This window comes from Streptomyces sp. Rer75, assembly GCF_013414305.1.
In the GTDB taxonomy this organism is placed as follows: Bacteria; Actinomycetota; Actinomycetes; order Streptomycetales; family Streptomycetaceae; genus Streptomyces; species Streptomyces himastatinicus.
Genome location: NZ_CP058693.1, coordinates 374215 through 385003, shown reverse-complemented (window position 1 = coordinate 385003; position 10789 = coordinate 374215). Strand labels below are relative to the sequence as shown.

The following is a 10789-nucleotide window of genomic DNA, read 5'->3' as shown; positions in this document are numbered from 1 at the left end:
TCCCCGATCCCCGGTCGATCACTCAAGCGGAAGCGGAAAGGCGCCTTGACCATGGCGGACGAAGAGAAGCTCGTCGAATACCTGAAGTGGGTCACCGCGGATCTGCACCAGACGCGGCGGCGGCTTGAGGAGGCCGAGTCCGGCCGGCACGAGCCGGTGGCGATCGTCGGCATGGCGTGCCGGTTCCCCGGCGGGGTGCGCTCGCCGGAGCAGCTGTGGGACCTGGTGGTCTCGGGCGATGACGCGATCTCCGGCTTCCCGACCGATCGCGGCTGGGATGCCGCAGTGCTCACCGGGGACGGCCCCGGCCGCAGCATCACTGGCGAAGGCGGATTCCTCTACGATGCGGCCGACTTCGATCCGGGCTTCTTCGGGATCAGCCCGCGCGAGGCGCTGGCCATGGACCCGCAGCAGCGGCTGCTGCTCGAAGTGTCCTGGGAGGCGATCGAACGCACCGGGATCGACCCGCTCTCGCTGCGCGGCAGCCAGACCGGCGTGTTCGTCGGCACCAACGGCCAGGACTACGTCCGGCTGGTGGCCGAGGCGCGGGAGGACATGGACGGCCACGGTGGGACCGGGCTCGCGGCGAGCGTGATCTCCGGGCGGCTTTCCTACGTGTTCGGCCTCGTGGGCCCCGCCGTCACCGTGGACACGGCGTGCTCGTCGTCGCTGGTGTCGCTGCACCTGGCCGCGCACGCGCTGCGCAGCGGGGAGTGTTCCCTGGCGCTCGCGGGCGGGGTCACCGTGATGACGACCCCCGCCAGCTTCGCCGGGTTCAGCATCCAGGGAGGGCTGGCGCCCGACGGCCGCTGCAAGCCCTTCGCCGAGGCCGCGGACGGCACCGGCTGGTCCGAGGGCGTCGGCGTGCTCATGGTGGAACGGCTGTCCGACGCGATTCGCAATGGGCACGAGGTCCTCGCCGTGATGCGGGGCTCCGCCGTCAACCAGGACGGCGCGTCCAACGGTCTCACCGCGCCCAACGGCCCCTCCCAGCAGCGGGTCATCCGCCAGGCCCTCGCCAGTGCCGGGCTCTCCCCGGCGGACGTGGACGCGGTGGAGGCGCACGGCACCGGCACCACCCTCGGCGACCCGATCGAGGCGCAGGCCCTGCTCGCGACGTACGGGCAGGACCGGGAGCAGCCGCTGTACCTGGGCTCGGTGAAGTCGAACCTCGGACACACGCAGGCCGCGGCGGGCGCCGCCGGACTCATCAAGACGGTCATGGCCATGCGACACGGAGTGCTGCCGCGTACGCTGCACGTCGACACCCCCTCGTCCCATGTGGACTGGACCGAGGGCGCGGCCGAACTGCTCACCGCCAACACCGACTGGCCCCGGACCGACCGCCCGCGCCGGGCGGGCGTGTCCTCGTTCGGGATCAGCGGCACCAACGCCCATGTCATCCTCGAACAGCACACGCCGGACGAACCGGAGGCCGCCGAGGGCCTCGCCCCGGTGCCCAGCGCGGTGCCCTGGCCCGTCGCGGGCAGGACCGAGGCCGCGCTGGCCGCGCAGGTGGAGAGCCTGAAGCGGTTCGCGGAACAGAACCCGAAGTGCTCGCCGCTCGACGTCGGCTTCTCCCTCGCCACCGCCCGGTCGGCGTTCGAGCACCGCGCCGTGCTGCTGGCCTCCGACGAGGGGCTCCTCGAAGTCGCCCGGGGCGAGGCCGGGGACGCGCCGGTGGCCGTCGTCTTCTCCGGGCAGGGCGCACAGCGCCTCGGCATGGGGCGCGGCCTCTACGACCGCTTCCCGGCCTTCGCGGAGGCGTTGGACGCCGTGCTCGCGGAGTTCTCCCCGCCCCGGTCCACGGCGTCGGAAAGCCTCACCGGATCGCAGCCGGGACGGCTTCGCGATGTGATCTGGGGCGAGGACGCGGACCTGCTGGATCGGACCGGCCACGCCCAGCCCGCCCTCTTCGCGGTCGACGTGGCGCTGTTCCGCCTGGTCGAATCGCTGGGAGTGCGCCCGCGGTTCGTAGCCGGGCACTCGATCGGCGAGGTGGCGGCCGCACACGTCGCGGGCGTACTGTCCCTCCCCGACGCCTGCCGCCTGGTCGCGGCCCGCGCCCGTCTGATGCAGGCCCTGCCCGCCGGCGGCGCCATGGTGGCGGTCGAGGCCACCGAGGACGAGGTCCGGCCGCTGCTCACCGACCAGGTGTCGATCGCGGCCGTCAACGGTCCCTCGTCGCTGGTCGTCTCCGGCGAGGAGGACGCCGTCGCCGAGGTGACCGCCCACCTGAAGGGGCGCCGCGCCAGCAGGCTGTCGGTCAGCCACGCCTTCCACTCGCCGCTGATGGACCCGATGCTGGAAGAGTTCCGCGCCGTCGCCGCGCGCTTGACCTTCCACCAGCCCGAGATCGACATCGTCTCCAACCTGACCGGCGCGCTCGCCACGCCCGACGAGCTGCGCTCGCCCGACTACTGGGTGCGGCACGTCCGTGAGACCGTACGGTTCGCCGACGGTGTACGGGCGCTGGCCGCCGCCGGTGCCGGTGTGCTGCTCGAGCTCGGCCCGGACGGGGTGCTCGCGCCGCTGATGCGCGAGTCCGCGCCGGAGCGCATCGCCGTCGTTCCCCTGCTGCGCAAGGACCGCGACGAGGAATCAGCGGCCGTCACCGGCCTGGCCCGGCTGCACGTGGCCGGGGTCGGTGTGGACTGGCGGGCGTTCTTCGCGGGCACCGGCGCCCACCGGACCGACCTGCCGACGTACGCCTTCCAGCGCGAGCGGTACTGGCCGGAGGCGGCAGGGTCCGTCCCGCTCTCCGACGCGGTGGACGGGGCGGATGCCGAGTTCTGGGCCGCGGTGGAGCGCGAGGACCTGCCGTCCCTGGCGGCCCGCCTGGACATCGACACCGACGCGCTGGGCGGCGTGGTGCCCGCGCTGTCGGCCTGGCGCGGCAAGCAGCGGGCCCGTTCGCTCGCCGACTCGCTGCGGTTCCGGGAGAGCTGGCAGCCGCTGCGCGGCGCGTCCGCGGCCGCCCTGCCGGGCGTATGGCTGGTGGCGCTGCCCGCCGACGGGCCGGAGACCGACCTCCCGTGGGTGCGGTCGGTGCTGGACGGGCTCGGCCCGGACGTGGTCCCGGTGACGCTGGGGAAGCGGCCCGACCGTTCCGAACTGGCGCAGCAGCTGGGCGAGTTGAGGAAGGGCGGCATAAGGTTCACCGGAGTGGTCTCGCTGCTGGCGGCGAACGAGGCACGCCGATGGTCGAGCGTGCCGGTGGGCCTGGTCGACACCGCCGTACTCGTACAGGCCCTCGACGACGCCGGGATCCACAGCCGGGTATGGGCGCTGACCCGCGGCGCCGTGTCGGTGGACGAGAACGACCCCGTCACCAGCCCGCGGCAGGCCGCGCTCTGGGGACTCGGCCGGGTCGCCGCCCTGGAGTACCCGGACCGCTGGGGCGGCGTGATCGACCTGCCGCCGGAGCCGGACGACCGTACGCTCCGGCGGCTGATCGGCATCCTCGGCGGGCCCGGCGACGAGGACCAGGTCGCGATCCGCGCCTCCGGCGTGTTCGGCAGGCGGCTGCTGCCCGCCCCCTCCCGCGACGCGGCGCCGACCTGGCAGCCCGCCGGCACGGTGCTCATCACCGGCGGCACCGGCGCGCTCGGTGCGCACCTGGCCCGCTGGCTGGCCGAGCACGGCGCGGAACACCTGCTGCTGCTCAGCCGCCGCGGTCCCCAGTCGCCGGGCGCGGCGGACCTGGAGGCGGAACTGACCGCGCTGGGCGCGCGCGTCACCATCGCCGCCTGCGACACCGCGAACCGCGCCGAGCTGACGGCCGCCCTGGCGGCCATCCCCGGGGAATTCCCGCTGACCGGGGTCGTGCACGCCGCCGGTGTGCTGGACGACGCCGTGCTCAACGGGCTGACCCCGCAGCGGTTCGGCGCGGTGTTCCGGGCGAAGGTCTCCCCGGCGATGCTGCTCGACGAGCTCACCCGCGACCGGGACCTGTCCGTGTTCGCCCTGTTCTCCTCGGTGGCCGGTGCCGTCGGCAACCCGGGCCAGGCGAACTACGCCGCGGCCAACACGGTGCTCGACGCGCTGGCCCAGCAGCGCCGGGCGCAGGGCCTGCCCGCGACCTCCATCGCGTGGGGCGCCTGGGAGGGCGGCGGGATGGCCGCCGGCATCGAGGACGTGCTGCACGAGACCGGCACCACGGTGCTGGAACCCGGGCTGGCTCTCGGCGTGCTGGCCGAACTGGTCGCCGCACCCGAACCGGTCACGGTGGTCGCCGACCTGGGGCAGCAGGACGTACTGGAGGCGCTGTTCAGCCTGCGGCCCAGCGCGTCGCTGAGCGCGCTGCCCGCCGCCCGCGAAGCGCAGCGGTCGGCCCGCGACGTCCGGCGTGAGAGCGAGTCGGCGGCCTCCGCCCTGCGGCGGCAGCTGTACGCGGCGCCGGAGTCCGAGCGTACGACGCAGCTGCTGGACCTGATCCGGACGCACGCGGCCGGGGTCCTCGGGCACGCCGGCCCGGACGCCATCAGCGTGGAGCGGGTCTTCCAGGACCACGGATTCGACTCGCTGACCTCGATGGAGCTGCGCAACCAACTGGCCCGCGTCACCGGCCTCGCGCTGCCCGCGAGCCTGCTCTTCGACTACCCGAGGCCCCAGGCACTGGCCGACCACCTCGCGGCCGAACTGATGGGCCGCCGGGCCGAGGCTGACGAAGCGGCGCTCGCCGTGGCACCCGCCGGTGTCCCCGACGGCGCCGACGACCCGGTCGTGATCGTCGGCATGGCCTGCCGCTTCCCCGGCGGCGTCGGCTCGCCCGATCAGCTGTGGGACCTGGTCTCCTCCGGCCGCGACGCCATCTCGGACTTCCCCACCGACCGCGGCTGGGACCTGAAGGGCGAGGGCGGATTCCTCTACGACGCCGCCGACTTCGACCCGGGGTTCTTCGGCATCTCGCCGCGTGAGGCACTGGGCATGGACCCGCAGCAGCGGCTGCTTCTGGAGACCGCGTGGGAGGCGATCGAGCGGTCCGGTATCGACCCCGTCGGGCTGCGCGGCAGCAGGACCGGCGTATTCGTCGGCAGCAACGGCGTGGACTACATGCATGTGATCGCCCGCGCCCGGGACATGGAGGGCCGCGGCGTCATGCTCGGCCCCAGCGTGATGTCGGGTCGGGTGTCCTACGCCTTCGGCCTGGAAGGACCGGCGGTCACCGTCGACACGGCCTGCTCGTCGTCGCTGGTGTCGCTGCACCTGGCCGCCCAGGCGCTGCGGGGCGGTGAGTGCTCGCTGGCGCTGGCCGGTGGCGTGACGGTCATGACCACCTCGGCCAGTTTCGCCGGGTTCAAGCACCATGGCGGGCTCGCCCCGGACGGGCGGTGCAAGGCGTTCGGGGACTCCGCCGACGGCACCGGCTGGTCCGAGGGGGTCGGCGTGCTGGTGGTGGAGCGGCTGTCCGACGCGCGGCGGGGCGGCCACCCCGTCCTCGCGGTCGTGCGCGGCAGCGCGCTCAACCAGGACGGCGCGTCCAACGGACTGACGGCGCCCAACGGCCCCTCCCAGCAGCGCGTGATCCGACAGGCCCTGGCGAGCGCCGGCCTGACCCCGGCGGACGTGGACGCGGTGGAGGCGCACGGCACCGGCACCACCCTCGGAGATCCGATCGAGGCGCAGGCCCTGCTGGCGACCTACGGCCAGGACCGGACGCGCCCGCTGCTGCTGGGCACGGTGAAGTCCAACATCGGCCACACCCAGGCCGCCGCCGGCGCGGCCGGGCTGATCAAAACGGTCATGGCGATACGCCACGGCGTGCTGCCGCGGACGCTGCACGTGGACGAGCCGTCGTCCCACGTGGACTGGTCGGCGGGAGCCGTTGAGCTGCTGACCGAGAACGCCGCATGGCCGGAGGCGGGGCGCCCCCGCCGCGCCGGGGTGTCCTCGTTCGGCATCAGCGGTACCAACGCGCACGTGATCCTCGAACAGGCCCCGCAGGAGCCGGCGGAGGATGCCGAACCGCCCACCGTCACGCCCGTCGTAGTGCCGTGGGTGGTGTCGGCCAAGAGCGAGACGGCCCTCGAAGCCCAGGTGAACCGGGTGCGGTCCCTCGCGGCCGGGACCGCGGACCGCGCGCCGCTGGACATCGGGCTCTCGCTCGCCACGGAACGGTCGGCGTTCGACCACCGGGCGGTGCTGCTGGCCTCCGAGGACGAAGTGGCCGAGGCCGCCCGGGGCGCGGCCGGCCAGGGCGCGCCGGCGGTGCTGTTCTCCGGTCAGGGTGCGCAGCGGCTCGGCATGGGACGGGAGCTGTACGCCCGGTTCCCGGCGTTCGCCGAGGCCCTGGACGCGGTGCTGGCCGAGCTCGATCCCGCGCTGCGCGAGGTGATGTGGGGCCAGGACGCCGAGGCGCTGAACCGGACCGGGGCCGCTCAGCCCGCCCTGTTCGCCGTCGAGGTGGCGCTGTTCCGGCTGGCCGAATCCCTCGGTATCGCGGCGAAGTTCGTGGCCGGCCACTCGGTGGGTGAGATCGCCGCCGCTCACGTCGCGGGAGTGCTGTCCCTCGCCGACGCCTGCGCGCTGGTGTCGGCGCGTGGACGGCTGATGCAGGCGCTGCCCGGTGGCGGGGCGATGGTGGCGGTCGAGGCGACTGAGGACGAGGTGCGGCCGCTGCTGTCCGACCGGGTGTCGGTCGCGGCGGTGAACGGGCCGTCGTCGGTGGTGCTGTCCGGAGAGCGGGCAGCGGTCGAGGAGGTCGTCGCACGGTTCGAGGACCGCCGGACGAGCGGGCTGGCGGTCAGCCACGCGTTCCACTCGCCACTGATGGACCCGATGCTGGACGAGTTCCGTGCGGCAATCGGCGGGCTCACCTTCCACGAGCCGCACATCCCGGTCGTCTCGAACCTGACCGGGCGGCTCGCCACGGCCGGTGAGCTGCGCTCGCCCGACTACTGGGTGCGCCACGTCCGCGAGACCGTACGGTTCGCCGACGGCGTCCGGACACTGGCCGACGCGGACGTGCGAACGTTCCTCGAACTGGGCCCGGACGGCGTACTGTCGGCCATGGTCCAGGAGTCGGCGCCGGACGAGGCCGTGGCCGTGCCGATGCTGCGCGCGGACCGCCCGGAGGAGACGGCGGCCGTCACCGCGCTCGCGCGGCTCCACGTGAGGGGTGTGCCCGTGGACTGGCAGGCGTTCTTCGTGGGCACCGGCGCCCGGCGGGTGGACCTGCCGACGTACGCCTTCCAGCGCGAGCGGTTCTGGCCGTCGGGCTCGACCGTCCCGACGGACCTGTCCGGCGTGGGCCTCGCCCCGACCGACCACCCGCTGATCGGCGCGACGGTGAACGTGGCGGGCTCGGACGACATCGTGCTGACCGGGACCCTGTCCCAGGCCACCCACCCCTGGCTGACCGAGCCCCGGTCCGGCGGCTCGGCGTACTTCCCCGGCACCGGATTCCTGGAACTGGCCATCCGCGCCGGTGACCAGGCCGGTTGCGACCGGGTCGAGCAGCTCACCATCACCACGCCGCTGGTGCTCCCCGCGCAGGGCGCGACCCAGATCCAAGCACAGGTGGGCGAACCCGATGAGAGGGGCCACCGGGACACCCGGCTCTACGCACGGTCCGCCGACGCCGCGGGCGGGGACTGGCACCTGCACGCGACCGGCGTGCTCACCTCCGATGCCTTCGGCGCCCCGGCCGCGGAGTTCGACGCGACGGTCTGGCCACCGCCCGGGTCGACCCCGGTCGATCTCGATGGGCTCTACGAGCGCCACGCCCGGGCGGGCCTGGAGTACGGACCGGCCTTCCGCGGCCTGCGGGCCGTCTGGCGCCGTGGCGAGGAGGTGTTCGCCGAAGTCGTCCTGCCGGACGAGGCACCGGACGCGGACGGCTTCGGGATGCACCCGGCGCTGCTCGACGCGGTGCTGCACGCCGCCACGTTCGCCGGTGAGGACAACGGCGAGTGCGCCCTGCCCTTCTCGTGGAACGGCGCCGTACTGCATGCCTCCGGCGCGTCCGTACTGCGCGCCCGGCTGGTGCGCACCGGCCCGGACACCGTCACGCTGGCCGCGACCGACGTCGAGGGCACACCGGTGATCTCGGTGGACTCGCTGACGCTTCGGCCGCCGCCGACCCAGCCGGATGCGCCCGCCGGACGTGACCCGCTCGACTCGCTCTACCGGGTCGAATGGGTCCCCGCCCCGACCGAACCCACGCCCCTCGCCGGGGCACGGTGGGCCGTCATCGGAGACGACCAGCACGACCTGGGCAACGCGATGGCCCTGAGCGGCGAGACCATCGTGGCCTACGCCGCGACCCTGGCCGGGGCGATCGGCGAGGGCGGCGACAACGGACCCGTGCCGAACGGCTTCGTGGTCCCGGTCGCGGAGGGCCCCGGCCCCGAGGCCGTACACGAAGCCACACACCGGGCGCTGGCGCTGATGCAGGAGTGGCTGGCCGAGGAGAGGTTCGCCCGCTCGCGGCTCGTGTTCGTCACCCGTGGCGCCATGGCCGCGGACGGTGAGGACGTCACCGACCTGGCCGCGGCGGCGGTGTGGGGCCTGGTGCGGTCCGCGCAGTCGGAGAACCCCGGCCGCTTCCTGCTGGTCGACCTCGATGACGCGCACATATCGGCCGGGGCGCTGTCCGGTCTGCTGGGCGCCGACGAGGAGCAGTGGGTGCTGCGGAAACGGACCACACGGGTCGCCCGGCTCACGCGGGTGCCCGCACAGCCCCCATCCGGGCGGGCCTGGAACCCCGACGGTACGGTGCTCATCACCGGCGGCACCGGCGGCCTCGGCGAGGAACTGGCGCGGCACCTGGTGGCCGAGCGCGGCGTACGGCGGCTGCTGCTGGCCAGCCGCCGGGGCGCCGAGGCACCGGACGCGGCAGCGCTGCGCGACGAACTGACCGCTCACGGCGCTCAGGTGTCCGTCGCCGCCTGCGACGTCACCGACCCCGCCGCCATAGCCCGCCTGCTGGCCGACGTGCCGGCGCAGCATCCGCTGACCGCGGTGGTGCACACTGCCGGTGTGCTCGACGACGGCGTGATCGCCTCGCTGACCCCCGAGCGCGTGGACACGGTACTGAGGCCCAAGGCCGACGCCGCCTGGCACCTGCACGAGGCGACCCGTGAACTCGACCTGGCCGCCTTCGTGCTGTACTCCTCGGTGTCCGGGGTGATGGGCAGCCAGGCCCAGGCGAGCTACGCCGCGGGCAACGCCTACCTCGACGCCCTCGCGGCGTACCGGCGCGGCCAGGGGCTGCCCGCCACCTCGCTGGCGTGGGGCTTCTGGGGCCGCCGCACGGGAATGACCGGCCACCTCACCGAGACCGACATCCAGCGTATGAGCCGGTCCGGCACGCCACCGCTGACCCCGGAGCTGGGCCTGGCCCTCTTCGACGCGGCCATCACCCGCGACGAGGCCCAGCTGGTCCCGCTCCGGGTGGACCGGTCGCGGGCGCTCCAGCAGGTGCACCCGCTGCTGCGCAACCTCATCCCCAGCTCCCGGCCCACGGCGGCCGGGACGGCGAGGTCGCTGGCCACCGTACGGGACCGGCTCCGCGGCCTCGACCCGGACGAGCAGGAGAAACTGCTGGTGGACTTGGTGGTCGGCACCTCGGCCGTGCTGCTCGGCCAGCGCGACGCGGACGCGATCGATCCGCAGCGCGCGTTCCTCACCATGGGCTTCGACTCGCTGATCGCGCTCGAATTGCGCAACCAGATCGGTGAGGCGCTCGGCATGCGGGTGCCGACCTCGGTGGTGTTCGAGACCCGGACGCCCGCCGGGCTCGCCCAGTGGCTACGCGACCGGCTCGCGCACCAGGGCGGCATGAGCGCGGCGGCCGAACCCGGAGCGCTCACCGCCGTCCGGGAGAACACCCAGGACTCGCTGGTCGGCATGTTCTTCGACACCGTGAACTCCGGCAGGCAGCTGGAGGCGATGCGGCTGCTGATGGCCGTCGCCGCCACCCGGCCGTCCTGCGAGGTGTCCGCCGAGGTCGAAGAGCTGCCCCAGCCGGTGACCCTGGCCACGGGCCCGGGCAAGCCCCGGCTGATCTGCATCAGCGCCCCCGGCGCGAACGGAGGCGTCCACCAGTACGCCCGGATCGCCTCCCGGTTCCGCGGCAACCGACACGTCTCCGCGCTGCCGCTGCTCGGCTTCGCCGAGGGCGAGCCGCTGCCCGCCACCAGCGAGGCCGCGGCCCGGCTGATCGCGGAGAGCGCGCTGCTGGCCAGTGACGGCGAGCCGTTCGTCCTCGTCGGCTACTCCACCGGCGGCACCTTCGCCTACCGGGCCGCGGGCGTGCTGGAGGAGGTCTGGGGCGTCCGCCCCGAGGGCGTCATCATGCTCGACACCCTCAGCCTCCAGTACGAGGCCGGGGAGCAGGTCGACTGGGACGTGGTCCAGAGCAACTACCTCGCGGGCATCGACTCCCCGTCGGTGAAGCTGAACAGCGCCCGGCTGTCGGCGATGGCGCACTGGTTCATACGGATGACCACCGGCGGCGCGGAGCGGTACACGACCTCGGTGCCGAGCCTGCTCGTCCGGTGCGCGGAGTCGCTGCCCGGGGTCGGGCACGGGGACGCGGTGCCCGCGGTCCCGGCCTCCACCACGCGCCTGATCGACGCCGACCACCTGACGCTGATCGCCGACGACTCCGGGGAGACCGCACGCCTGATGGAGGAATGGCTCACCACCCTGGACCCCGACGGTGGCGCGTAGCCCCGTCCGCCGCAAGGACTAAGGGAATGTAAAGATCCCGCGGCCTTAGCCTCCGGGCTGAACTCCACTCGTCCGACTTCCTCCAAGGCGGTGCGGCGTCATGACGGTCAGC

At 74.0% G+C, this 10789-nt stretch carries 1 protein-coding gene; it reads left to right on the top strand.

The window, feature by feature from the left end; translation table 11 throughout:
• The first annotated feature begins 51 nt into the window (after positions 1 to 51).
• Entirely contained in the window at positions 52 to 10677 is a 10626-nt protein-coding gene (locus HYQ63_RS01200) for a type I polyketide synthase (protein ID WP_179932074.1), read from the top strand.
• The last annotated feature ends 112 nt before the right edge of the window (positions 10678 to 10789 follow it).

Coding starts and splice junctions, on each gene's coding strand:
- HYQ63_RS01200 (WP_179932074.1), top strand. CDS start 52: ATGGCGGACGAAGAGAAGCTCGTCGAATACCTGAAGTGGGTCACCGCG.